The 24298-nt window shown below is 71.1% G+C and carries 12 protein-coding genes; 8 read left to right on the top strand and 4 right to left on the bottom strand.

Features of this window, described 5'->3' with window-relative positions:
- The first annotated feature begins 37 nt into the window (after positions 1 to 37).
- Together miaA and ASD34_RS16725 are read left to right on the top strand one after the other, a co-directional pair.
- The gene (miaA, locus tag ASD34_RS16730) at positions 38 to 1018 is read left to right on the top strand and encodes a tRNA (adenosine(37)-N6)-dimethylallyltransferase MiaA (RefSeq protein WP_056579664.1); all 981 of its coding nucleotides are present in this window, start codon (positions 38 to 40) and stop codon (positions 1016 to 1018) included.
- Positions 1015 to 1665: an ABC transporter ATP-binding protein gene (locus ASD34_RS16725; RefSeq protein WP_056579662.1), complete on the top strand. Its 651-nt coding sequence runs from the start codon at positions 1015 to 1017 to the stop codon at positions 1663 to 1665. Before miaA ends, ASD34_RS16725 begins: the two co-directional genes overlap by 4 nt.
- Before the next feature lie 6 nt (positions 1666 to 1671).
- On the opposite strand, the gene ASD34_RS16720 is transcribed toward ASD34_RS16725, so the two are convergent.
- A complete protein-coding gene (locus tag ASD34_RS16720; protein WP_056579660.1) occupies positions 1672 to 2628 on the bottom strand; it encodes a threo-3-hydroxy-L-aspartate ammonia-lyase in 957 nt (318 codons plus the stop codon).
- Positions 2629 to 2742: 114 nt separating this feature from the next.
- On the opposite strand from ASD34_RS16720, the gene ASD34_RS16715 reads away from it, so the two are divergent.
- The 5 genes from ASD34_RS16715 (at position 2743) to ASD34_RS16695 (ending at position 7452) form a co-directional block, all read left to right on the top strand.
- Entirely contained in the window at positions 2743 to 3453 is a 711-nt protein-coding gene (locus ASD34_RS16715; RefSeq protein ID WP_056579658.1) for a GntR family transcriptional regulator, read from the top strand.
- Entirely contained in the window at positions 3450 to 4325 is an 876-nt protein-coding gene (locus tag ASD34_RS16710) for a phytanoyl-CoA dioxygenase family protein (RefSeq protein WP_056579656.1), read from the top strand. Before ASD34_RS16715 ends, ASD34_RS16710 begins: the two co-directional genes overlap by 4 nt.
- Positions 4326 to 4330: 5 nt before the next feature.
- Positions 4331 to 5692, top strand: a complete 1362-nt coding sequence (locus tag ASD34_RS16705; RefSeq protein ID WP_056579654.1) for an NAD(P)H-dependent oxidoreductase — start codon at positions 4331 to 4333, stop codon at positions 5690 to 5692.
- A 156-nt stretch (positions 5693 to 5848) separates the two neighbouring features.
- A complete protein-coding gene (locus ASD34_RS16700; RefSeq protein ID WP_056579652.1) occupies positions 5849 to 6223 on the top strand; it encodes a YciI family protein in 375 nt (124 codons plus the stop codon).
- A complete protein-coding gene (locus ASD34_RS16695) occupies positions 6220 to 7452 on the top strand; it encodes an RNA polymerase sigma factor (RefSeq protein ID WP_056579649.1) in 1233 nt (410 codons plus the stop codon). Before ASD34_RS16700 ends, ASD34_RS16695 begins: the two co-directional genes overlap by 4 nt.
- A 5-nt stretch (positions 7453 to 7457) precedes the next feature.
- Here the strand turns inward: ASD34_RS16695 and ASD34_RS16690 are convergent, their stop codons facing one another.
- On the bottom strand, positions 7458 to 8903 hold the full coding sequence (locus ASD34_RS16690) for a serine hydrolase domain-containing protein (RefSeq protein WP_056579647.1): 1446 nt from the start codon (positions 8901 to 8903) through the stop codon (positions 7458 to 7460).
- Positions 8904 to 8977: 74 nt separating this feature from the next.
- Here ASD34_RS16690 and ASD34_RS16685 point away from each other — a divergent pair, with 74 nt between their 5' ends.
- Positions 8978 to 11563: an FtsX-like permease family protein gene (locus ASD34_RS16685; protein WP_056579644.1), complete on the top strand. Its 2586-nt coding sequence runs from the start codon at positions 8978 to 8980 to the stop codon at positions 11561 to 11563.
- Positions 11564 to 11567: 4 nt separating this feature from the next.
- Here ASD34_RS16685 and ASD34_RS16680 read toward each other — a convergent pair whose 3' ends face one another.
- Entirely contained in the window at positions 11568 to 12248 is a 681-nt protein-coding gene (locus ASD34_RS16680) for an RNA polymerase sigma factor (RefSeq protein ID WP_056579643.1), read from the bottom strand.
- Positions 12235 to 23901, bottom strand: coding sequence for a filamentous haemagglutinin family protein (locus ASD34_RS16675; RefSeq protein ID WP_056579641.1), 11667 nt, complete (start codon positions 23899 to 23901; stop codon positions 12235 to 12237). The genes ASD34_RS16680 and ASD34_RS16675 overlap by 14 nt, the downstream gene beginning before the upstream one ends.
- Positions 23902 to 24298: the final 397 nt, after the last annotated feature.

Below are 24298 nucleotides of genomic sequence, written 5' to 3'. Positions count from 1 at the left end.
CAGCCGCGCGGTGCGTGCCATTTGCTACCCTCGACGCATGCCCCCCGTTTCCCCTGTGTCTCCGCGCTACATCGCCCTCGCCGGCCCCACCGCCTCCGGCAAGACCGCCGTGGCGCTGGCCGTGGCCCGGCTGCAGCCGGTCGAGATCGTCAGCGTCGATTCGGCGCTGGTCTACCGCGGCATGGACATCGGCACCGCCAAGCCCACCGCCGCCGAGCAGGCCGCCGTGCCGCACCACCTGATCGACATCCTCGATGCGCGCGACAGCTACAGCGCCGCCGCCTTCGTGGCCGACGCCACGCGGCTCATCGACGCCATCCGCGCGCGCGGCGCGCTGCCGCTGCTCGTGGGCGGCACCATGCTGTATTTCAAGGCGCTGTTCGACGGCATCGACGCCATGCCCGCCGCCGATGCGGCCGTGCGCGCGCGCCTCGACGCCGAAGCCGCCGCGCTCGGCTGGCCCGCCATGCATGCGCGGCTCGCGCAGGTCGACCCCGTCACCGCCGCGCGGCTCGCGCCGCAGGACAGCCAGCGCATCCAGCGCGCGCTCGAAGTGTGGGAAAGCAGCGGCCAGCCGCTGTCGAGCTTCCATGCGAGCGACACCAAGGCCGCCAAGGCGGTCGATGGCGGCGTGCTGGTCTCGCTCGAACCCGACGACCGCGCCTGGCTGCACAGGCGCATCGCCGAACGCTTCGACGCGATGCTCGCGGCCGGTTTTCTCGACGAGGTGAAGGCCCTGCGCGCGCGCGGCGACCTGTCGCCCGACCTGCCCTCGATGCGCTGCGTGGGCTACCGCCAGGCCTGGGAGATGTTCGACGCCTGCGGCGACGCGGCGCCCGATGCCAAGGCCCTGGGCGAGCTGCGCGAGCGCGGCATCGCCGCCACGCGCCAGCTCGCCAAGCGGCAGATCACCTGGCTGCGCAGCATGCCGCAGCGCACCGTGATCGCCTGCGACGCGCCCGGCGCAGTGGACGCCGCCGTGCAGCACATCGTCCGCCTCGCGGCGCCCGCCGCATGACCCTGCACCTGTCCAACCTCGGCAAGCACTACGGCGACGCGCCGGTCTTCGAACACGTGAGCCTGCAGGTCGCGCCCGGCGAGTTCGTCGCCATCGTGGGCGAATCGGGCGTGGGCAAGTCGACCCTGCTCAACTGCATGGCCGGCCTCGACACTTGGGATGAAGGCAGCGTGTCACACGACGGCACCGACATCGGCGCGCTCGACGGCGAGGCCCGCGCGCTGTGGCGCCGCCAGCACGTGGGCTTCGTGTTCCAGGCCTTCCATGTGCTGCCGCACCTCGACGTGGCGCAGAACGTGTCGCTGCCGCTGATGCTGCTGGGCCGCCCGCGCGAAGACGCGCGCGTGGCCCACATGCTCGACGCCGTCGGCCTGCCCGGCATGGGCGCGCGGCTGCCGCAGACGCTGTCGGGCGGCCAGCTGCAACGCGTGGCGATTGCGCGCGCGCTGGTGCACCGGCCCGCGCTGCTGCTCGCCGACGAGCCCACCGGCAACCTCGACCCGTCGACCGCCGCCAAGGTGATGGACCTGCTGATCGGCCAGACGCGCGAGCACGGCGCTTCGCTGGTGCTGGTCACGCACTCGGAGGGCGCGGCGGCGCGCGCGGACCGCTTGCTGCACCTGACGGCGAGCGGTATCCGGGCCTGAAAAGAATCAGCTGATCAGCGACGCGTAGCGCGACAGGTCGACGTTGCCGCCGCTGATCACGATGCCCACGCGCTGGCCTTCGATGGCCTTCGCCGCCGCAATGGCGCCCGCGAACGCCAGGCACCCCGTCGGCTCCACCACCATCTTCATGCGCTCGGCGAAGAAGCGCATCGCCTCGACGAGCTGCTCGTCGGTCACGGTGAAGATGTCGTCCACGTCGCGCCGGATGATGCCGAAGGTGTACGCGCCCAGGTGCTGCGTCTGCGCGCCGTCGGCGATGGTCTTGGGCGTCTCGATGTGCACGATCTTCCCCGCGCGCAGCGACTGCTGGCCGTCGTTGCCGGCCTCGGGCTCCACGCCGTAAACCTTGCAGGCAGGTGACAACGCGCGCGCCGACAGCGCCGAACCCGACAGCAGCCCGCCGCCGCCCAGGCACACGAACAGGTGATCGAGCGGGCCGGTCTCCTCGATGAGTTCCTTCACCGCCGTGCCCTGCCCCGTGAGCACGTCGGGGTGGTCGTAGGGCGGGATCATCGTCATGCCGCGTTCCTGCGCGAGCCGCTTCGTCAGCGCCTCGCGGTCTTCGGTGAAGCGGTCGTACATCACCACTTCGGCGCCGTAGCCCTTGGTGGCCGCGACCTTGGCGGCGGGCGCGTCCTTGGGCATGACGATCACCGCCGGCATCGACAGCAACCGCGCCGACAGCGCGATGGCCTGCGCGTGGTTGCCCGACGAGAAGGCGATGACGCCGCCCTGGCGCTGCGCCGCGTCGAACTTCGACAGCGCATTGAACGCACCGCGGAACTTGAACGCGCCCATGCGCTGGAAGTTTTCGCACTTGAAGAAGAACTGCGCACCCCAGCGTTCATTGGCGGTGGTCGATTGCAGCACCGGCGTGCGGTGGGCATGGCCTTCGAGCCGCGCGGCCGCGGCGATGACGTCGTCGTAGGTGGGGAGTTGCATCGCGCAAGCTTAGCGGCGCCCGACGTCTTCCTGCAGCCCCGGTGGGTAAAAACCCGGGGATGCGCATCGCCCCCGAAGTCCGTACTCTGTATACAGAGTTCAGAAAGGCCCGCCATGCCCGCCCAGTTGCTCAGCATCGAAGTCGCCCCCGACCTCGTCGATCAGGTCTACCGCGCCCTGCTCGGCGCCATCAGCAGCGGCGCGCTCGCGCCGGGCGAGCGGCTCACGCAGGAAGACATCGCGGCGCGGCTCGCGGTGTCGCGCCAGCCGGTGCTGCAGGCGCTGCGGCTGCTCAAGAAAGACGGCTTCGTGCAGGACGCGCCAGGGCGCGGCGTGCTGGTGGCGCCGCTGGAGGCCGAGGCGATGCGCAAGGTCTACCAGGTGCGCGGTGCGCTCGACGTGCTGGCCGCGCGGCTGGCGGCCCAGCAACGCTTTCGCATCGACCCGAAGCTCATCGAGCGCGGCCGGCGCGCGGCGCGCGGGCGCAACGTCGAAGCCATGATCGATGCCGACGTGGCCTTCCACCAGGCCATCTACGCCGCCTCGGGCAACCCGCTGATCGGCCAGAGCGCCGACCCGCACTGGCGCCACCTGCGCCGCGCGATGGGCGCGGTGCTGCAGGCCGAGCCGCAGCGCGAGTCGCTGTGGGATGAGCACGAAGCCATTGCCGACGCGATTGCCGCCGGCGACGGGGAACACGCCGCGCGCCTGAGCGACGAGCACGTCTCGCGCGCCAGCGACGCGCTGGCCGAGCGGCTCGCGCAGCAGCTGGCACACATGGCATCCGCATCTGCAACCCCCGCCACAAAAGGAGACAAGGCATGAAGCTGACCCCCGAGCAACGCGCGCAGTTCGAGCGCGACGGCTACCTGTTCTTCCCCGGCCACTTCTCGCCCGAGGAGACGAAGGTGCTGACCGATGCGGTGCCCGACCTGTACAGCAAGCGCGCGGCCTTCAACGTGCGCGAGAAAGGCTCCGACGCCGTGCGCACAAACTTCGCGGCGCACCTCATCAGCGAACCCTTCGCGCGGCTGGCGCGGCACCCGCGCATGGTCGAGCCGGTGATGGACCTGTTCGACGAGGCGGTCTACATGCACCAGTTCAAGATCAACGGCAAGATGGCCTTCGAGGGCGACGTGTGGCAATGGCACCAGGACTACGGCACCTGGCTCAACGACGACCTGATGCCCACCGAGCGCGCGATGAACGTCGCCATCTTTCTGGACGAAGTGACCGAGCACAACGGCCCGCTGATGTTCATTCCGGGCAGCCACCGCAAGGGCGTGGTCGATGCCAGGCACGACCTCACGACCACCAGCTACCCGCTGTGGACGGTCGACAACGACCTGATCCGCCAGCTGGTCGACCGCGCCGGCGGCAAGCAGGGCGGCATCGTCTCGCCCAAGGGGCCGGCCGGTTCGATGATCCTGTTCCACAGCTGCCTGGTGCATGCCTCGGGCAGCAACCTCTCGCCGTTCAACCGCGTGGCCGTGTACCTGAGCCTGTGCGCGGTCAGCAACCACATCCGCCGCCACAAGCGGCCGGAATTCATCGCGCATCGCGATTTCACGCCCATCGAGATGCTGCCCGACGACTGCCTGCGCCAGCCCTACCCCGTCGACGTGCCGTGGAAAGACGGCCTGCCCGAGAGCGCGCTGCGCACCTCGCTCGACGTCATCGAACCTGTGGAAGCCTGACCGCCATGAGCCTGCACACCCGCCTACAACAACGCGCCGCCGAAGGCCGCCCCATTCGCATCGGCCTGATCGGCGCCGGCAAGTTCGGCGCCATGTACCTGGCGCAGATTCCGCGCACGCCCGGCGTGCAGCTGGTCGCCATTGCCGACCTTTCGCCCGCCGCCGCGCGCGTCAACCTCGAGCGCGTGGGCTGGCAGGCCGAGCGCAGCAATGCGGGCTCGGTGCAGGAGGCGCTGAAGACCGGCGCCACCTGGATCACCGACGACTGGCAGGCCGTGACGCGCGAGCCCAGCATCGACATCGTGGTCGAGTGCACCGGCAACCCGATCGCCGCGGTCGACCACTGCCTGGACGCCTTCGCGCACGGCAAGCACGTGGTCAACGTGACGGTCGAGGCCGACGCCTTCTGCGGCCCGCTGCTCGCGCACAAGGCGCAGCAGGCCGGCGTGGTGTATTCGCTGGCCTTCGGCGACCAGCCCGCGCTGATCTGCGACCTGGTCGACTGGGCGCGCACCTGCGGCTTTCCGGTGGTGGCGGCCGGGCGCGGCCACAAGTGGCTGCCGCACTTCACCGAATCGACGCCCGAGACCGTGTGGGGCAACTACGGCCTCACGCCCGAGCAGGCCAAGCGCGGCGGGCTCAATCCGAAGATGTTCAACAGCTTCCTCGACGGCTCGAAACCGTCGATCGAAAGCTCGGCCGTGGCCAATGCCACCGGCCTGGGCGTGCCTTCCGACGGCCTGCTCTACCCGCCCGCGAGCGTGGAAGACATTCCCTTCGTCACCCGGCCACGCAGCGAGGGCGGCGTGCTGGAGCGCAAGGGCATGGTCGAGGTGATCTCCTCGCTCGAAGCCGATGGCCGCAAAATTCCCTACGACATCCGCATGGGCGTGTGGGTCACGGTCGAGGCCGAGACCGACTACATCAAGAACTGCTTCGAGGAATACAACGCCCACACCGACCCGAGCGGGCGCTACTTCACGCTGTACAAGCGCTGGCACCTCATTGGGCTCGAAGTGGGCCTGTCGGTCGCCAGCGTGGCGCTGCGCGGCGAGCCCACCGGCGTGGCCACCGGCTGGAACGCCGACGTGGTCGCCACCGCCAAGCGCGACCTGGCGGCCGGCGAGATGCTCGACGGCGAAGGCGGCTACACCGTCTGGGGCAAGCTGCTGCCCGCCGAGCGCTCGCTGCGCCTGGGCGGCCTGCCGCTCGGGCTGGCGCACAACGTCAAGCTCGTGCGCCCCGTGAAGAAGGGCCAGAGCCTGAGCTGGGCCGACGTGGCGATGGACACCACCACCGCCGCCTACCGGTTGCGCCAGGAAATGGAAACGCTGTTCACGCCCGCGGTGCGCGCCCGCGCCGCCTGAGCCCGCACGAGGGGGCGGTTGCCCTCGTTGCGCCAAAGCTCGAACAGGACAAGAATCTTCTGCTCGGCACCAATCCGGTGTCGAAATGACCGACTGCGGGCCGTCATTGTGGTGAGCGCTCTTGCTCGGCAAGTTTTCCCTTCCAGGAGAAACACCATGCAGTACATGTTGATGTTCTACCAACCCGCGGCCGAATTCGAACAACGCGACGACGCCTCGTCGCAGGCCTACCGCGCCAGCTGGATCGCGTATGCCGACGCGGTGCGCCAGTCGGGCGTCGCGCTCGGCGGCCACGGCCTGTTGCCGCCCATGACAGGCACCACGCTGCGCGTGCGCGGCGACAAGCGCCAGGTTCAGGACGGCCCCTTCGCCGACACCAAGGAGCAGCTCGGCGGCTACTTCGTGGTCGACGTGCCCGACCTCGACGCGGCGCTCGAATGGGCCGCGCGCGCGCCCTGCGCCGCCAGCGGCGGTGTCGAAGTGCGACCGGTCTTCACGGCCACCGCGACGGCGGGCGCGAGCCAGACGTGACCACTCCGGCGGCACATCACGCCGCCGAACGCGCGGCACGCGAGTCCTATGGACGGCTGCTGGCCATCCTGTCCGCGCGCACGCACGACATTGCCGCCTCCGAAGACGCCCTCGCCGACGCCTTCGCCCGCGCGCTGGAGCGCTGGCCCACCGACGGCGTGCCGGTGCAGCCCGACGCCTGGCTGCTGAGCGTCGCGCGGCACCGCAAGCTCGACGCCTGGCGCCACAGCCGCGTGCAGGACGACGCCACGCAGACGCTGCTGCTGCTCGCGGGCGAGATGGACGAGGCCGACCCCGATGCCGCCACGGTGACCGACGAGCGGCTGCGTCTGCTGTTCGTCTGCGCGCACCCGGCCATCGACGCCGCTGCGCGCGCGCCGCTCATGCTGCAGACCGTGCTCGGCCTCGATGCCGCGCGCATGGCCGGCGCCTTCCTCACCTCGCCCTCCGCGCTGGGCCAGCGGCTGGTGCGCGCCAAGGCCCGCATCCGCGCGGCCGGCCTCTCGTTCGAATACCCCCAGGCCCGCGACCTGCCACACCGGCTGCGCGACGTGCTCGACGGCATCTACGCTGCCTACGGCACCGGCTGGGACGACGTCGATGGCGCCGACGCCCTGCCGCGCGGCCTGACGACCGAGGCCATCGACCTGGGCCGCATCCTGTGCCAGCTGATGCCCGGCGACCCCGAGCCGCTGGGCCTGCTCGCGCTGATGCTGTTCTGCGAGGCGCGCACCGCCGCGCGGCGCACCGAGGCCGGCGCCTACGTGCCGCTCGACCAGCAGGAGATCACACGCTGGGACCACGCGCTGCTCGCCGAGGCCGAGCATCACTTGCGCACCGCGTCGGCCATGCAGTCGCTCGGACCGTACCAGCTCGAGGCCGCGATCCAGTCGGCCCACTGCGAACGGCGCGCCGGCGCACCGGTGCCGCCCGAAGTGCTGGTGTCGCTGTACGAAGGCCTGCTCGCGCTGCGGCCGAGCATCGGCGCGCAGGTCAGCCTGGCGTGTGCGCTGGCGAACGCGCGCGGGCCTGAAACCGGGCTGCGCGCGCTCGATGCGATCCCGCCGGACGAAGTGGCGAGCTACCAGCCGTTCTGGGCCGCGCGGGCGCAGCTGCTCGCGGCCGGTGGCGCGCGCGTGGCGGCGCGGCAAGCGTATGACCGGGCGATCGGGTTGAGCAGCAATGGCGCGGTGCGGGCGTACCTGCACGCGATGTCGGAACGGGCCTGAGGCGCTCAGTCCTGTGCCGCCGGGGCCGCAACCCCGACGCGCCGCCCTTCAAGCCGGCTGCCACCCTGCGTCAGCGTGACGCCATTCACTTGGCCACCCTCGCCGCGACGGAACACGAACTGCGCGCCGATCGCGGTCACCGCAAAGCGGTCGGGTCCGGTGGGCGTGAGTCCGTTGTAGGCCTTGCCCGATTCGCGCGCCAGCAGACGCCCGTTGCGCACGATGAACCCCAGCAGCTGTGCACTGCCGACGCGGAACTCGCCCACGTAGTCGGCCAGGCGCTTCGGATCGATCGGCACTTCCGCCGTCGGCACCGGGTAGCGGCTCTTGCCGATGGCGAGCATCACGGGCTGCAGCGGTGCGCGCTGGTTGCTGGCGAGCACGATGAGCGCTTCGCCGGTGTCGGGCGCCAGCAGCCAGAGCGTGCGGTAGCCCTCGGTGACGCCCGCGTGGAAGTAGGTGCGCCGGCCGGTCTCGGGGCCGCGCACCATGACGGCATAACCGATCTCGGCGCCCTGGTAGCGCGCGAGCGGCGTGAGCAGGCGCAAGGCGGCCGGGCCGAGCGGGCCGTGGGCGCCGGCGAGGATCGCGCGACTGAAGGCCAGCATGTCGGCGGCGGTCGAGCGCAGCGCGCTGGCCGGCGCGTAGGCCAGCATGTCGAAACGCCGCTGGCGCTGGTCGCCCGCGAACGGCGGTGCCATGCGCGAGGCCTTGTCGCCGAGCGGGATCACGGTGTCGTTCATGCCCAGCGGCTCGGTGATGCGCGCGCGCACCAGCTCGCCCCACGAGGTGCCGTAGCGCAGCGCCAGAAGCTGCCCCAGCAGCGCCATGCCGAAGTTGCTGTAGCGTGCCTCGCACGGCGCCGCGGCGGCGGTGAGGCGGATCCGAGCGAGCGCGGCCCAGAACATCGGCAGGTCGAAGCTGCGGAACTGCTCGGCCAGCGCGGCCCCGCCGGTCACGCCGTCGGCCATCACGGGCAGGCAGCCGGTGTGCGTGACGAGCTGCTTGAGCGTGATCGCGGCCACGGCGGGGGGCAGGCCCTCGGCATGGCCAGTGGCGGCCAGCAGCTTGCCAACGCTGTCGTCGAGCGCCACGTCGCCCCGCTCCACAGCCTGCGCCAGCAGCAGGCCGGTGAAGACCTTGGTGACCGAGCCGATCTCGAACATCGGCTGCTCCGCGCTGGCGGGCTCAATGGCGCGCGCCACCAGCGGCTCGGGGTTGTGGGCGATGCCGTAGGCAGCCTTGTCGCCGCGCAGCACGCCGACCACCAGCGTGCCGCGCTCGGCGCCAAGCGCGGTGCGGGCCAGCACGGCCGGGTCGCTGGCGAGCGAGAGCGGTACGGCGGGTGCGGACGGCGGTGCGAGCTGCGCGCTCGCCGCGCCCGCCAGCCAGGGCGCGAGAAGCCAGGGCGCCAGCCAGCGGCGGCACCAGGCGGAGGGCAGAAGCCGCATCGTGGGAATCCTCGGGCGTGAAGTCGTCATCGTCGAAAGAGTCGCCATCCTGCCACGGCGGCCACAATGACCCCATGCGCGCATTGCTTTCGACCTTCTCCTGGCAGGAACTGCGGCACCACCCCTGGCGCAACGCGGCGGCCGTGCTGGCCGTGATGCTGGGCGTGGCGCTGGCGTTTTCGGTGCAGCTCATCAACGCCTCGGCACTCGACGAGTTCTCCAGCGCAGTGCGCTCGGTGAACGGCCAGCCCGACCTCGAAGTGCGCGCCGCGCAGGGCAGTTTCGACGAGGCCGTGTTCGGCCAGTTGGCGCGCCGGCCCGAGGTGACGCTGGCGAGCCCGGTGCTCGAGTTCCAGGGCCTCGCGCTGGGCAGCGATGGGCACCCGCTGCCGCTGCGCGTGATCGGCGTCGATGCACTCGCGCTGCCCACCATCGCTCCGGCGCTGATGCCGCAGCCAGCCGATGATGCCGACCGCTTCGCGCTGTTCGCGCCCGGCCATGTGTTCCTCAACGCGGCGGCGCGGCAGGCGCTGCAGTTGCCGCTGCAGCCCGGGCCCGGCGAAAGCCTGCAGCTGCGCAGCGGTGCGACGTGGCAACGCCTTGCCGTGTCGGGCCACGTGACGGCCGGCGGCGCAGCGCTGGCGGTGATGGACATCGCGGCCGCGCAGGAGCTGTTCGGCCAGCTCGGCCTGCTGAGCCGCATCGACCTGCGGCTCGCGCCAGGCACCGACCGCGCGGCCTTCGTGGCGGCGCTCGAGAAGTCGCCCGGCTGGCCCGCGGGCCTGAAGTTCGCAGAGCCCGGCGACGCGGCCGAGCGCGTGAGCAACCTGTCGCGCGCCTACCGCGTCAACCTCACGGTGCTGGCGCTGGTGGCGCTGTTCACGGGTGCGTTCCTGGTGTTCTCGGTGCTCGCACTCAGCGTGGCCAAGCGCGCGCAGCAGTTCGCGCTCCTCGGCGTGCTGGGCCTCACGCCGCGCCAGCGGCTGCGGCTGGTGCTGGCCGAATCGCTCGTGCTCGGACTGATCGGCAGCGCGGCCGGACTGGCGCTCGGCACCGCGCTTGCGGCCTTCGCGCTGCGCGTGCTGGGCGGCGACCTCGGCGGCGGCTACTTCGAAGGCGTGGCGCCGCGGCTGCACTGGAGCGGCACCGCCGCGCTGCTGTACGGCGGGCTCGGCGTGGTGGCTGCACTCGTGGGCGGCTGGTGGCCCGCGCGCGCCGCGCAGGCGCTGCCCGAGGCGCAGACGCTCAAGGGCCTGGGCGCGGCACCCATGCAGGGCCGCCACCACGGGCTCGCGCTCGGGCTCATCGGCGCGGGCGCAGCGCTGGCCAACCTGCCGGCCATCGGCGGCATTCCGGTGGCGGCGTACCTGTCGGTGGCCTGCCTGCTGGTGGGCGGCATCACCGCCCTGCCCTGGCTCATCGCGCTGCTGTACGACCGCGTGGCGCCGGCGTTCGCGCGGCGCGTGCTGCCGATGCTCGCCGTCGAGCGCGCGCGGCGCATGCGCGGCACGGCGGCCGTGGCGGTGAGCGGCGTGGTCGCAAGCCTGAGCCTGGCGGTGGCGCTCACGGTGATGGTCGCGAGCTTTCGCGAATCGGTCACGCACTGGCTCGACGTGGTGCTGCCCGCCGACCTGTACGTGCGCGCCACCTCGGGCGGGCGCGGCAGCGGCAACAGCGGCGGCACCAGCAGCACCGACACCGCGACCTTCGCGCCGGCCTTCGTGCAGGCGCTGGCGCAGCTGCCGGGCGTGGCGCGCACCGGCACGCTGCGCACGCAGTCGCTGCAGCTCGACCCCGCGCAGCCCGCCGTGACGCTGATCGCGCGCAGCCTCGAAGGCGGCGTGGTGCGCGGGCTGCCGCTGGTGGGCGAGGCGCTGCCGGTGCCGCCCGGGCAGACCGGCATCTACGTGAGCGAGCCGATGGTCGAGCTGTACGGCGCGAAGCCGGGCAGCGCGTTCGCGCCGCTGTCCGATGCGATGCGCACGGCGACGCCGCAGGTGTTCTTCGTGGCCGGCGTGTGGCGCGACTACGCGCGGCAGTTCGGCGCCATTGCGATGGACGCGCGCGACTTCGAGCGCATCACCGGCGAGCACGACGTGAGCGACGTCGCGCTGTGGCTCGCGCCCGGTGCGTCCGAAGCAGAAGTGCAGGCGGCCGTTCGCGCACTCGCCTCGCGAACCTCACGCGATCGCGCGGTCGAGCTGGCGTCGGTCGGCCAGATCCGCGCAACTTCTCTGCGCATCTTCGACCGCAGCTTTGCCGTCACCTACTGGCTGCAGGCCGTGGCCATCGCCATCGGCCTGTTCGGCATCGCGGCCAGCTTCAGCGCGCAGGTGCTGGCGCGGCGCAAGGAGTTCGGCCTGCTCGCGCACCTGGGCTTCACGCGGCGGCAGGTGCTGGCCGTGGTGGCCGGCGAAGGCGCGGCCTGGACCGCCATCGGTGCGGTCGCCGGGCTGCTGCTCGGGCTGGCCGTGTCCGTGGTGCTGGTGAAGGTGGTGAACCCGCAGAGCTTCCACTGGAGCATGGACCTGCTGGTGCCCTGGGTGCGGCTGCTGGCGCTGTGCGCGGCCGTGGTGGCGGCCGGCACGTTCACAGCGTGGATGGCGGGGCGTGCCGCGGCGGGGCGCGACATGGTGCTGGCGGTGAAAGAGGACTGGTAGCGCCTCACTTCTGCGCGCGTGGCGCGCTCGCGCGCAACGGGGCGACGACTTTCTCCGGCCATCGCCGCGAAAGACCGCGCCGAGGCGAAGCGCCTTCCGCCCTCACGGTGTGACCGGACGCATGCGCGCAGTAGTCCAGGGCCTGGCGAAGTGCCGTGTCCACCCGGCGCAAGGAGATGCAATGCCGGTCCGCCACGTCCTGGCGGGTCATCTCCTCGATCTGCAGTGCCACGAGCACCGAACGATGCCGGTGCGAAAGCCGCTGCATCGCCTGCTCGACGGCCTCCACGGCCGAACGCGCCTCGGCGATGGCATCGGGGCCGGGCGCGTGATCGGCCAGGAGATCGAGGGCCGTATCCCATTCGCCCACGTACTGCCAGGACCGGTCGCTGCGCAAGCGGTCCATGGCCAGGTTGCGCGCCGTTCGATAGACATAGGCCCCGGGACTGCGCACGGGCTCCGATGCCGTCATGTCGCCCAGGCGCAGCCAGGCGTCGTGCAGGCACTCGCTGGCCTGGTCGCAACAGCCAAGATCGCGGGCCAGCCGGCGATGCAGGTACGTGTAGTTCGCCGTGAGGAACGCCCGCAGCATCACGCCGACGGGCTCGCCGTGACCCGCGAATGGCCCTTGAAAACAAGGACCGATATCGAACTCAGCCGCGGACATCGTCTTACTTGCCGGCATGGCGCAACCTGCTCTTCTCGGCATCCGTCAGCAACGACATCACCGACGCGTCGAACTGGTTGCCGTGCCCAAAGACCTGCACGGAATGGGCAGGGTCGTACCGAGGCGCAGCGCCCGCTTGCGCGCCGGGACGTGGCGGCGACGATGCACCCGCACCGCCCGGCGACAGGCTTTCGTTGCCGAAGCCCAGCACCCGCACCGTGAAGACCGAGGGCAGGTTCTGCCGTGCCGCGGCCCGCTCCTGTCGCATGGACTCCTGCGCCGCCATGGCCGCCGCCGACGCCGCCGCGCTGGCGGTGGTCAGTGCACCGATGTTCACCGCGGCCACCACCGGCAGCCCGGTTGTCTCGCCCTTGACCTGGATGTTGTCGGCGTTGCGCACCTGCAGCGCGGCGATGTTGAGGTTGCTGGCGACCCGGATGCCGGCATCGCCCGCATCGATGGTGCCCCTCGGTGCGACCAGGTCCACGTCGCCTTCGCCCACGGTGCCGATGCCGGCGCCGCTCATGTCGCGCTTTTCCTGCACGGTGATGTTGCCGTCCGCGTCCGCGGTGACTTCCGGCGCCTGCGGGATGCGCACGGTCTTGGCGCCGCGGCCGGCGTCGATGTCGCCCTGGCTGGACCACAGCACCTGGTCGCTGCCAAGCGGCTCGGCCTGCGAGACGAAGGACAGGATGCGCGAACGGTTCACGGTGATGTCCCGGTCGGTGAACACATTGACCTGCCCCGGCGAGGCCAGCGTGACCAGACCGTACCCGTCCGGCACCACCGCGCCCAGCCCCGCCACCTGCAGGCCGCCGCCGGGGGTGAAGACGTTGATGTCGCCCCCCTGGTGGGTGCGCACCGCCATCCGGGTCGCGGCGACGCTGCCCACGCCGGACCAGCTGCTGCGCCAGTTGCCCGGCAGGTCCGCGGCGTAGCGCACGGGCTGGCCTTCGGCCGTCGCACCTCGGAACAGCGTGTCGATGGCCGCGGAGCCGCGGCGGTAGCCGCCGTTGATCGGCCCGCTCTGCCCGTCGCCCCCGTTCTGGTCGCGCCCTCCTTCGCGCAGTTCGTAGACAAAGACCTGGCGCAGGAACTGCTCGCGCACCAAGGGCGGCAGTTGCCGGTATTGCTCCCATGCCTGCTGCGGGCTCAGCTTGCCGTCCGCGTTGGCGACCAGGCTGGCGACCTTGTCGGCACCGAGCACGCCTTCGACGAAGGACACCAGGCCCCGGCGCGTGAGCTTGGGCAGGTCGCCGCGGTGATCCACGCCGTCGGTGAGGTACAGCGGCGCCACCGTGCCGTCCGCCAGGGTGGTCTTCAGGTACTGCGGCATGGCGGCCACGTTGGCCGGGTTCAGGTAAGCGGACTCGAAGGCGTCGTAGCGGGCGGCCTTGTTCATGCCGGCCATCAGGGTGATGTCGGCGCCTTCGGCGGGCAGGGCCTTGATGATGTTCGTTTCCTCGCCGCGCGGCGTGGCCGACACGTAGTCCCAATAGCGGTTGCCATTGGTGTACAGCGAAAAGTTGTTGCCCTGGATGTCGCGCCCGGCCAGCAGCAGCAGCTCCCCCGGCCCCTGCAGGGCGGTGCGGCTGCCCCGGTCGTAGTAGTACGAGGCCGCGTCGCCGCTGGTTCTCGCATAGGGATGCGACAGGAACCGGTTGGCGACAGCCAGGATGTCGTTGCCCGCCGCCAGCACCGTGCTGTCGGTGGCGCGCAGGTTGCGCGCGCTCAGCTCGAAGTTGCGGATGTCGGTGCCAGCCTGCACGCGCACCGATTCCGACGCGATCAGGTTCAGGTCGCTGATGGAACCAGCCCCCGCGTAGAGGCGGCTGGGCGCGAAGTCGTGCGCCTGCATCGGCAGCGTCTGCGGGTTGTCGAACAGCTCCGCCCCCCCATTGGCGCTGTTCGTCAGGAAGGCATTCGTCACCGAGAAGCCGCCATAGACGGACTTCAGCGGCGCGCCGAACGCCGACGCACCGCCCAGCACGGTCGTGAGGCCTGTCCACGGGCGGAAGATCGAGGGCCACTTGTCCAGCGTGGTCTGGGTCATCACGATGGCCCCCGTGTTCAGCAGGCTGCTGCCGCGCAGGAAGCGCAGATCCTGGGCAGCCAGCAAGGAGAGGTCGCTGGTGTTCGCCGGCGCCATCGCCAGCAGGCCCGCAATGTCGATGCTTCCGCTCAGGGCCGACACGCTCAGCTTGGCCGGGTACAGGCCCACCATGTCGGTCTGGAGCTTGGTGTCGGTCATGCCGTTCACCAGCTTGGTGGTGTTACCCGTGTCGTTGCCTGCCACGTATTCCGACTGGTTTTCCAGACGCACGTTGCCGCCGGTGGACACCAGCGTGACGGCGCTGCGTTCGGTCTGGCTGCTCATGAACATTGCATGGCTGGCCCCGCCACTGGTGTCCTTGTCGACCTGGTCGATGTAGGCACGGCGTATCTGCATGGGGTCGATCACGGTCTGCAGGACCAGGTCGCCCAGCGTCTGCAGCTTGAGCGTGGCGTCCGACAGCGCCAGCACGGGCGCGATGTCGTAGGCATAGGTGTCGCCGGACCCGTTGTTCGATGTGCCGCTCATGACATAGCCGGCGGCGCTGGTGCCTGCGTCGATCTCGCCGGCGCCGCGGCCTACGTAGTACTGGCCGGCCTTCAGGGCGCCGCCCGCGCTCACCTGCAGCTGCCCGCCGTTGCGCGTCACGATGGAGGCCGCGGCGTCGCCGGCGGAACGCCCGCCCGTCACGCGCATGGTGCTGGGCAAGGCCACCACCAGGTTCACCAGGTCGCCGCCCGCCGACAGCTTCACGTTGCCGCCCCCCAGCGCGCCCAGGCCCTGCTGGAAGCTGGCGTGGTTCACCCACCAGCTCGGTTGCTGGCCCCGCGCGGACATGACCGGCGCCCAGGTGTCGCCCATGTTGTAGGGGTCGTAGTAGCCGGTGGGGCTGCTGAACTCGCCGCCGTAGCGTCCCTGGCGGAACAGCCATTCGGTCAGGATCTGGTCCGAACGCACGCCCTGCTGGGTCGGCGCGCGCACGCTGCCCTGGACCGCGACGTCCAGGTGACCGCCTGCGGTGCCGTACTGGGCATCGACGCTGGCGGTGTCGAAGCCGCCACCCAGGGTGGGATCGGCCTCGGCCCGGCCCGCCGTGTACAGCGCGGACTCCTTGTGGGCGAGTACCAGGTCGCGCCCGGCGCGCACCGTCAGGTCGCCGCTGCCGGTGCGCACCAGCTTGCCGGCGCCCGACTCGGCACCGGCCGTGCCCACGCGGATCGTGCCGGCATCGCTCGCGAGCGCGCCCGGCGCCCGCGTGGCCAGTGCGTCGACCGAATTCAGGTCCGCGCCCGCCACCAGGCGCAGATTCCACGACGCGGCCTGCTGCAGCCTCGCCGCCCGGCCCGCGCCGTTGTCGCGACCCGCCACGTCGAAGCCGTCGCTCAGATGGCCGTCGATGTTCAGGTTGCCGCCGGCGCGCAGCGTGAGCGTGCCTTCGCGGTGCGCCGCACCGAAGCTGTCGAACAGGTTCCAGTCGCGGCCCAGCGTCAGGTCGCCCGGGCTGGTGATCTCGATGCCCGCAGCCAAGGTGTAGGCGGTGGCATTGCCGCCCAGCCGCGCCAGGATGCCGGTGTGGCCTGCAAAGGCATTGGCCTCGGCGATCGCCTGCGGGGCCACGGATTCCACCGCGCCGTCCGTGCTGGCATGGCGGCGCACGCCTTCGAGCACCGCGGAGCGCGCGCCCTGCACGGCGGCGTTCAGCGCCGTGACGTTCAGGCCGTCGTTGCCTGCGGTGCGCTGCGCCCGCAGCCGCAGCTTGCCGCCTTCGCCGCCGCTCAGGTCCAGCGTGCCGCCGGCCAGGTGCAGTTGGCCATCGACCGCTTCCAGGTCGATGCGGCTGCTGCCCAGGCCATCGATGGCGTCGGTGGCATGGGCCGCCAGCACCGCGCCAGGCTGCATCGTCAGCCCCGCCCCACCGACCAGGCGGATGCTGCCGCCGTAGGCCGCATTGGCCTCGACGCGCGCCGTGCCGTCGACAGCAATCACGCCGCGATCGGTGATGACTTCGAAGTCGGCCACACGCGTGGTGCCCGCGATCGTCAGGTCGCCCTGGCGGACGCGGAACTGCCGCGAGCGGCTGAAGCCCTCATCGTTGAGCGTTCGCGCCAGCGCACCGAAATCGTCCAGCCGATCGATGGCCAGCGCAAAGTTGCCGCCATTGCCGCCGGCACCGGCCTGCGCTTGCAGGGTGCCAGCGAAGTGGACCCGTCCGCCGGCCGATGCATCCACCGTCAGGCGGCCGGCGTCGCCACCGTGCGGATGGGCGGACAGGTCCAGCAGGCTGCCCGGGGCCAGGTCGATCAGGCCGCCTCGCGTCGCCAGGCTGATCTGGCCCGCATCCACGTACTGGGCCGCGTCGAAGAAGACTTTTTCCAGGCCGCCCGCGTGCAGGCGGCCCGAGTCTGCAACCGTGAGGTTGCCCGTGCCGGCATCGACCGCAATGCTGCCGCCCAGCGCCAGCACCGGCAGCGCCACGGTCACGCCCTGGCCCGACAGGCTCAGGCGCGCGCCCAGGCTGGCGCGACCCAGTGACGCCGTCTCCTGCGCATCCAGCTGCGCGTCCTGCTGCAACACCAGTGGCCCCTGCGTTCGCACAGCTTGGTCTGAGCCGGACACCCCTTGCAGCACTGGCGTGCGCAGCGTCAGCGCCGCCGTGCCGGCGTCCAGGCTCCCGGTGCCTTCACCGGCAATGCGCCGGCTGGCCGACAGCAGCACCTGGTCGAAGCCGGACATCGTCTTGTCGCCCGCGCCCAGCACCAGTTCGCCTGCCGACAGCTCGAGGCGACCACCGCCCGTGCCCGCGCTGCCGAGCGACGCGCCCGTGTTCTGCAGCGTGAGGTGGGAGGCCTGCACCTGCACGGCATCGGCGCCATGGCCCCGCAAGGCTGCGGCGTCGAACACCACCTGCGCCAGGCCGCGCATGTCCAGCGAGCGATAGAAGTCCAGGCTGCCGTAGCTGTGCAGCGTCAATGACTGCGCGCGCGACAGCTGCGCCAGGGCGTCGGTGTCCAGCACCAGGCCACCGCTGCCGCCGCCGATGCCGATGCCGATGCGGCTCGCGGCCACCGACAGGGCCTTGCCCGACAGTTGCGCGCCGGCCGCCATCTCGGTGTTGCTTGTGGCGTCGAGCAGCAACGCCTCGCCGCCCTGCAGCAGCGCGCCGGCGCCGATGCGCACCTGGCCGCCGACCGTGGTGTCCACGTTCTCGCGCAGCGCCCGCACGGCCTGGCCGCTGCTCACGCGCACCAGCGCACCCCAGTCTTTGGAGGGTGTGACGATGTGGTCGTCGCTGATGTCGTTCGGCGTGTTGTTGTCGCTCCACACGGGCGCCACCTGCGGCTTGAGCACCAGGTTCGCTTCGTCGCCCGATGCCTGGCCGCTCGCGCGCAGCACGCTGCCCGACTCGATCGACACCGCATTCGCCGCGGCCAGGATCACTTCCGGGCCGCTCAACGCGGTGCCTGCCGTGTTGCGCAGCACCACGTCGCTGGCGGCCACGTCCACCTGCAGGCCCCGCACGTTGCCCGTGCGCGTGCCGCCCACCAGCAGGCTGCCCGCGCCGAAGCGCGTCAGGCTGCCGGCATCCACGACCAGGTAGCCATCGGCGCGCAGGTCGCTGCTGTCCTGACCCGCGCCGACGATGGCGATCTTGGCGGCGGCAATGTCCACCAGGCTGCCGCGACCGCCCGCATCGGGTTGCGCGCGCAGTTCGCCGTCCAGCGTCAGGGCGCGGTCGGCCTTGAACACCACGGCGCCGCCATCGCGCGCCAGGCGCGGGGTCACGACGTCCTGCCCTGTGAGGCGGTATTGCGTCAGCTTGAACGCATCCGATGAGAAGAAAGCGTTGCCCCGCGCTTCGTTGTATTCGCTGACCTTGCGCACCAGGCTGGCGGGCAGCACGCGCCAGCCCGAGGCCGTGGCATCGCGCGCGCCGCTGATCGTGTTCTGTTCCCGACCGGCCACGATCGTCGAGCCGTCGCGCAGGCTCACCACCTCGCCACGGGACGCGGCCCACGCCGGCAAGGCCTGGCCCGTGCTCTGCACCGCGAAGGCGCCGGGCAGCAGCGCATAGCGTGCCGGCAGCAGCGTGTACCAGCCGGCGCCCAGGCCACCACCGGCCAGCCAGACCTTCTGGCCCGCCGCACCGCCCGCCACGGGCGACAGGCCCTGGTAGCCCGGCAGCACGGCGTACATGCCGGGCAGCGTCAGCACGTCGTGCGAGCCGCCCGAGCCGGGCACGTGCTCCCACGCATGCAGGTCGCCGCCGCCCGCGATGTCCACCACCGCGCCCGCGGCCATGGCCACATCCGGCGCTTGCAGGAGCACGCGCTTTTCCGGCAGGAACGACAGATAGCGGTTTTCGTCCAGGGAACCGGCATCGCCGGCATTGGTACGGTTGCGGCCCTGCGGGTTGGTCGGGTCCAGCCAGTATTCGGCGTTGCGCAGGCTGCCGTAGAGCACGTCCAGGCCCGCGCCGGACACCGAGGTCAGGCTGTTCGTGCCCAGCGTCAGGCGTTCGCCGGCATTCAGCGCAATCTGCCCGAAGGGCGCGCGCAGCACGCCGTCCTGCTCGATGACGGGCGCGTTCAGCGTCAGGCTGCCGCCGGCCGACAGAGGCGCGTCGGCGCTTCCGTTGCCGCGCACGGTGATGGATTTGTCCGAGCTGATCTTCGCCGTGACGGCGGTGGCCGGATAGACCTGCGCGGCCTTGATCTCCAGCGCGCCGCCCACATCCAGCGTGGCCCGCAGCTGGGGGTCGTCGTAGTCGGTGCCGCCTTCGCTGTAGGCCCCCGCCACGAAGCGCAGGTCGCCGGTTTCCAGCACCGTGCGCTCGAAGCCGCGCAGCTTGACGTCCACGGAGGACGCGGCCTCGCCCTTCAGGCCGCTGCCCGCGATGTCGATGGCCTGGCTGGCCGACAGGATCAGTTCGCCGGCATTGGGGGTCGTGGCGCCCACGGCACCAACCGCGCCGGCCAGCGGGTTCAGTTGCAGATGGTGGGCGTGCAGGCGCACCACGCCGCCCAGCCCGTCGCTCCTGATGACCGGGGCGGTGATGCCCAGGCGACCCGCAATGTTCAGATCGACGCCGCCCGCAAGCTGCACGCCCACTTGCGTGGAGCGCAGATCGACCGCCGACAAGCCCGTGTCCTGCAGCGACTTCGCCGAGACGTGCAGGGTGCCGTCCGAGGTGGCGATGTTGCCGATGTTGATCTTGTGGCTCAGCGCCGTTCCGGTTCCGCTCCAGAAATACGTGTTGAGCAGCTCGACCACCCGCTTGTCGATGGTCGCGTCGTGTTCCCACGGCGCCATGTCGCGGCCCGGTCCCGCGGCAAGCGCCGCACCCGCATCGATGACGAGCCCGTTGCTGCTGGAAACCAACGTGGGCAGCGCCGTGTTGATCGCCGTGCGCATGGCGCTGGTCATCTTGACGTCGCCGGCATGCTCGTCATGCACGTCGAGGTTGCCGGAGGTCCCGATGATCCGCGCGTACTTCTCGCCGTTGAACGTGTACGTGCCGGTGGGGCTCTTGTAGTAGAGGAAGGAGCCGATGTCCGGCGCCACCAGATCCCCGGACGAACTCCCGGCCGGGCTGGTGTCCGTGATGGACAACGATCCGCCCGCCGCCTGGGCATTGCCGCCGTGGGCGCGAAGCCGGGCATTCATGGCGCCTCCGGCCGCGGCCGTCATCACGATCGCGCCGCCGTCGCTGCCCAGTTCCTGTTCCACGCGCCGCAGGGCGCCGAGCGCGCCCGTGCCGCGATCCCAGTATTCCACCGTGCCCCGCGCGCCCGACACGTCGATCAGCGCACCTGCCTGCGCATCCAGCGTGCCGGCGTCCAGCGTGACCTTGCCGCCCGGCAGCAGCCTGCCCTGGCGCAGGCGCATGACGGGGTCGCGGAAGACTTGCGCCACACCCGGCAGCAGCAACTCGGCACCATCGGCCAGCGTCAGGGTTTTCTTGGCGCGGATGCCCAGCGTCCCGGCCGGCACCTCGACGCGGCCGGCCACGCGCACGGACCCGTCCGCGTCCAGGGAGACCGAGCCGCCGGGTTCTGTGCGGATGCTGGCGTTGGCGTCGATGCGGATGTCCCCGCCGGACGCGATGGTCGCCAGCGACAGGCCGCCGGGCGCGCGCGCGGCGCGGTGCTGATCGCTCAGCGCGTCCAGCGCGACGGGGGCCAGCACAGGGCCCAACGAATCGCCGCTGGGCAACGTGCGCAGCGCCGATACCGCCGCGGGCATGTCCCAGCTCGTGGGCTGGATGTGCACCTGTGCGCCTTCCGCGACCACGACGTTCCCGCCGAGCGAGCGGATGCCGAGGGTGCCGAAGCCGCGCTCGGCGTACAGCGTTTCCGGCAGGTGCAGCAGCGGCCTGGCCGTGCCCGATGCCGTCCCGTCCGCCGGCGCTGCCCCGCCCACCTGCACATCACCGGTCGCCGTGATGGTGAGCCGCGACGCATCGCCCCCCGACCAACCGCGCAGGTCCAGCGTGCCGAGCGCCGTGTTGTCGAACGCCGTGAGGCTGATGGCCCCGCCGTTGCCCGCCTGCACCTTGCCTGCCTTGCCGCCCGACGTGGCACCGGACAGCCAGCCGCCGCCGGACACGTCCAGCGTCGCGCCGGTGGCCACGTCCACGTGGCCGTACACCGTGCCCAGGCCCTCCTTGATCGGCGTCCCCAGTGCAATCGAGCCACCATGGATGGCGCGGCCCAGCGTGACGCCGCCACCGCTGTCGTTGACCCACTGGCCCGCGACGCTCAGCAGGCTGTTCGCACCCAGGCGCAGCACGCTGTCCGCCTTGCCGCCGGCGCTCAGCGAAATGGCGCCACCCGGGGCGATGATCCGGCCCAGGATGTCGAAGTTGCCGGGGATGCCCTGGCCGTCGTAGACCGCGGCCGTGAAGCGCGCCCCCGGCTGCAGATTCAGCACCGCGCTTTCTTCCAACACGAAGCCGGCGTTCAGATTCAACTCGATGGCGCCCAGGCCCGAGTTGCTCAGCCCCGCGGCGGACAGCCAGGTCGTGCGGCCCAACCCCGCGCCGGCGCCGGGGGATTGCCCTTCCGGCTCGGTCAGGAAGGCGTCCCTGCCCAGCGGACTGTCGATGCTGAAACCCGTCGGCAGCAACGCGGGCCTGTCGCTGATGACGACCTGGCCCAAAGTCCACATGCCCTCCTGCGCCCGGTTGGAGCCCACCACCAGGCGGCCGGCGCGCGGCAGCTCGGACGCTTCCTGCACCCGGTCGCCGGGTTGCACCGAGCCCTTGAACTCGCCTTCGAGAATGAAGGCGCTGCCGGCACGGATGTCGATCGAACCGGCATTGCGGCCTTCCTCGTAGCCCGGCTCCCAGCGCTTCCCGGACATCAGCGGGTTGACGTAGGTGTGCGTGACACCCCAGCGCGCGTGCGTGTTCAGGTACTGGCCCGCGATGCCGGTGTAGGTCATGTCCGCCGGCGCGGACGACATGGTGTAGGTGCGCCCGTCCGCGCCGCGCAGCAGGGTTTCGGTGTTCCAGCCATCGCTGTAACGCACCGAGCCGCCGGACACATCCAGGATGGAGCCCGGTCGCGTGATCACCGAGCCATTGGACTGGATGGTGATGTCGCCGCCTCGCGCCGCCAGCTCCGACAGACCGATCAGGCCGTTGCCCACCCAGCCCGTCACGTCCGCCAGCGGGGTGCCGACCCAGACGCCCTTGAGCGCCTTGCCGGACTCGTCGGTAACCCATTCGACGCCCGCCATCAGCCCCTTGAAAGTGCCCGACCGACGTCGATCCACGATGACCTTCCGGCCGTACAGCCAGGTCCCCGCCTGCAGGTGGGAGTCGCGCAGTTCGTTGATGCGCAATTCGGCTTCGACGAAGTTGCTGGCCATGTCCACCGGCATCTGCATCAGTCCCGCGGTGCTGACGGTAGCTTGTTCACCGATGAGGATGCGGCTGCCGTCGCCCACCTGGGTGTTGCGCTGCAGGGCCGCCGGGTTGGCCTGGGCCTGGATGTCGATGTGGCCCGCGGCGGCGGTGACCTGGGCACGGGTCTGCACGTCGATCGTCTTGCCGTAGAGCTCGATGCGCCCGGGCTGGTAGCGGTTGGCCAGCGAGCCGCTTTCGATCCGCGTGGTGTCCTGCCAGTCGTTGACGACCTGGGTGATGCTGTCCGGCCCCAGGGTCAGCGTGCCGCCCGACCAGGCCGCCAGGCGCGGGACGTCGGCCGCCAGGTTGATGTCGATGTTGTGCACGCCCTGGCCCCAGGCGCGCAGACGGATGGAGCCCGTGCGGTTGTTCAGCGCGGTGCTGGCTTGCAGGATGCCGCCCTGATTGATTTCGCGCGACACCATGGTGATGTCGCCGTGATCGGCCTGGACGATGCCAGTGTTGTGCACGCTGTAGCCGACCTGGGCCGCGCGCTGTTCCATCAGCGGCAGGATGTCGGACACGATGCGCCCGATGAGATAGGGCTGGAAGGCGGGCGCTGTCTGTGGGTTGATCAGGAACTTGGCCGGAAAGACCCAGGGCCGCACCGACGAGGTGACGGCATCGAAGCCGCGCACGGTGGGGCTGATCTCCTTGGCCTCCAGCCACACGTTTTCGCCGGCGCCCAGCAGCGTCTGGCCGCTCGGCGTGCGGATGCTGCCCGCATTGCTGACCTTGGGCGCGAACATCAGCACGTGGCCGCCCTGGCCCGTGATCTGCGCACCGGCCGCCACCTTGACGTCGCCCGGCGGCGTGCCCGGATCGAAGGCCGGGCCCATGTCGGCGAACAGCACGTTCGAATCGGCCGGCATCTGCGGGGAGTTCTCACCGAAGGTGGGAATGCCGACGGCCACTTCGAGGCCGCTCCAGTAACCGGGGTCGCCCGCCTTCGCGCCCAGGCGCGTGTTGAGACCGGCCTTGAACTGTTCGTCGCTGAGCTTGAGGCTGGAGGCGACCAGGCTGCGCACGTTGACCTGGCTGCTGCCGGTGAACAGGATGCCGTTGCGATTGATGAGGTAGACGCTGCCCTCGGCCTCGATGCGGCCGGCGATCTGGCTGGGTCGGCCGCTGGGGTCGTTGATGCGGTTGAGCGCGATCCACTCGTTGGCGCCGGTCTTGGCGTGGGTGCCGGCACGCTGGTCGAACTTCACCGTCGTGTGCTTGCCGACGTTGAAGGTCTCCCAGTTCAGGATGGCCTTGTCGGCGGTCTGCTCGATGGTGACCGTGGTCCTGCCGTTGGCTGCGGCCTGCACGGGGTCCCTGGCGTTGAGCCAGCCGGCGGTCAGCGAATTCGTGTCGACCTTCAGGCCGCCTTCGGCCAGGCCGTCCGGCGCGGACTCGCCGCTGGCCAGCGCCTCGGCCCGCTTCTGTGTCTGCTGCGCCTGCTGCGCGGCGATCGCGCGCGCGGCCAGGTTCAGGTTGGTGATGGACGTCTGCAGCTGCTGGCTCGCCGCCGACGACGGCTGCGTCGGGTGGACCAGGCTGGACGCCGGCGCGCCGTTGGGCAGCTTGCCCGTGGCGATCGCGCCCGCCTGCGCCGCGCCCTTGTCGGCGAACCACGCCGGGCTGAACGCCCGCTGGGCGTGCGCGCTGCCGAGGACCCCACCTGCGGCCAGCGCCACAGCGATGGCCCGCGCGATGGGAAGCATCCTGAAAACCTGCTGTGCCGCGCGTGTCGAGCGATTCTTTTCGTTGCACCCACTGATGGTCATTTCTCATTCCCGCCGAAGTAAAGCCTGTGCCGAAGGGGCCGCGCGCGTCGCGCAGGCCAGCCCCATTCAAGAAGCCCCTGCGATGGCGATCGAAAGCCAACGCGACAGGAGCCGTCAGTTCCTTGACGGGACGGAAACGTCGAATTCCAGAAGAATATTTTTGGCCTCGTTGTGGGCGCGCGCGTGCCGCTGCAGCCGCGGTCCGGAAAGTCCTTGCAGATCAACGGCGAGGGCGCACTGCCCCTCGGCAAAGTCACGAAAGCTTCACAGTGGCCGCGCACGACCACCATGGGAAGCCGCGACATCGAGACAGGGTCACCACCCAACCCCGAGG

This window comes from Variovorax sp. Root473 (assembly GCF_001426505.1).
Taxonomy (GTDB): Bacteria; Pseudomonadota; Gammaproteobacteria; order Burkholderiales; family Burkholderiaceae_C; genus Variovorax.
Note: the sequence above shows the minus strand (reverse complement) of the source record. Positions and strands in the feature narration are given on the sequence as shown.